1 protein-coding gene is annotated in these 1,450 nt (G+C 69.1%); it reads right to left on the reverse strand.

Annotation, left to right across the window (positions count from 1 at the left end; translation table 11 throughout):
• Window positions 1-116: 116 nt before the first annotated feature.
• Window positions 117-1,367: an IS701 family transposase gene (locus ACWCXH_RS39890; RefSeq protein ID WP_449806412.1), complete on the reverse strand. Its 1,251-nt coding sequence runs from the start codon at window positions 1,365-1,367 to the stop codon at window positions 117-119.
• Window positions 1,368-1,450 lie beyond the last annotated feature (83 nt).

Here is a 1,450-nt window from a genome sequence, read left to right on the forward strand (position 1 = left end):
ACTAGTAGGGCTTGGTCAGGTTCGTATGGGTGTGGGTATGTCGCGGTGGCAGGTCGGACACTGGCCGGCCCAGGTGGCGAGGATCAACTGCAACTCGCGGACGACCTGGTAGAGGCTCAGGCCGGTGCCGTTTCTTTTGGGGCCTGGGCCAGCCTCCGCAGGGTGCAGAAGGCGTGGGCAAGTGAGACGAGAGTGACGTGGTGGTGCCAGCCGGTGAACGTTCGACCCTCGAAGTGCGCGAGTCCCAACGCCTGCTTCATCTCCCGGTAGTCGTGCTCGATGCGCCAACGGAGCTTGGCCAGGCGGACCAGGGTGGTCAGCGGAGTGTCGGCGGGCAGGTCGGAGAGCCAGAACTGCACCGGCTCCGGCTCCTTCGCGGGCCACTCGGCCAGCAGCCAGCACTCGGGCAGTTCCACGCCGTCGGTCGCGTCGCGGATCTCGCGGCCGGCGGGACGGATCCGTAGCGCGACGAAGCGCGAGTACATCCGCTTGAACCCGGAACGGCCCTTGCCCGGGCGCGAGCCCTCGCGCCAGGAGACCGGTCTGGCCGCCTTGCGCCCGGCTTCCGTCACCAGGGCCTTCACGCTCTTCGCCGGATCGGGATACCGGGCCACCGGCGGCCGTCCGGTCCCGCTGTAGGGCGGGGTGACGGGCCGGGCGGAGCCCGGCTGGGCGCTGAGAGTCGTGGAGATGCCCACGACGTAGTTCAGCCCGCGCTCGTTCAGGCCCAGCCGGAACGCCGCCGCGTCGCCGTAGCCGGCGTCCGCGATGGCCAGCGGGACGTGCACGCCCCAGGAGCGGGTCTCGTCAACCATGTCCAGGGCGAGTTGCCACTTCTCCACGTGTCCGAGGTCCGTGGGGATCTGGCAACGCTCCCGGCGGGCTACCTTCGCCGGTTCGGCCTTGTCCGAGGCCGGGTCCCAGGACTTGGGGAGGAACAGCCGCCAGCCGACGGCGGTGGAGGCGTGGTCGGTGGCCAGGTGCAGCGAGACGCCGACTTGGCAGTTGGTGACCTTGCCCGCGGTGCCGGTGTACTGCCGTGACACACACGCGGAGGCGTCACCGTCCTTGAGGAACCCCGTGTCGTCGATGATCACAGCCGTTGGCTTCAGCTCTGCCTGCATCCGCCAGGCCAGCCGGGCCCGCACATGCGCGGGATCCCACGGGCTGGTGGTCACGAAGTGCGCCAGCGCCTGCCGGTTCCCGTCCTCACCAAGCCGCGCTGCCATCGGCTCCACCGACTTGCGCCCGCCGTCCATCAACAGCCCACGCACATAGACCCGCCCCCAACGCTGCTGATCCCGGCGCGTGAACGCCTCGAACATCTCCGCCGTGAACGTCTCCAGGTCCTCCCGGACCTCCGTCATCTCCCCAGGTGTCACCCACTGCCAACGACACAACCAGCCAACGGACACGCCACCGTTAAACCGACCTGACCAAGCCCTACTAG

This window comes from Kitasatospora sp. NPDC001660 (assembly GCF_053596725.1).

Bases quoted from the DNA above. Each gene is read 5' to 3' on its own strand.
- ACWCXH_RS39890 (WP_449806412.1), bottom strand. From the start codon at position 1,367: ATGACGGAGGTCCGGGAGGACCTGGAGACGTTCACGGCGGAGATGTTC.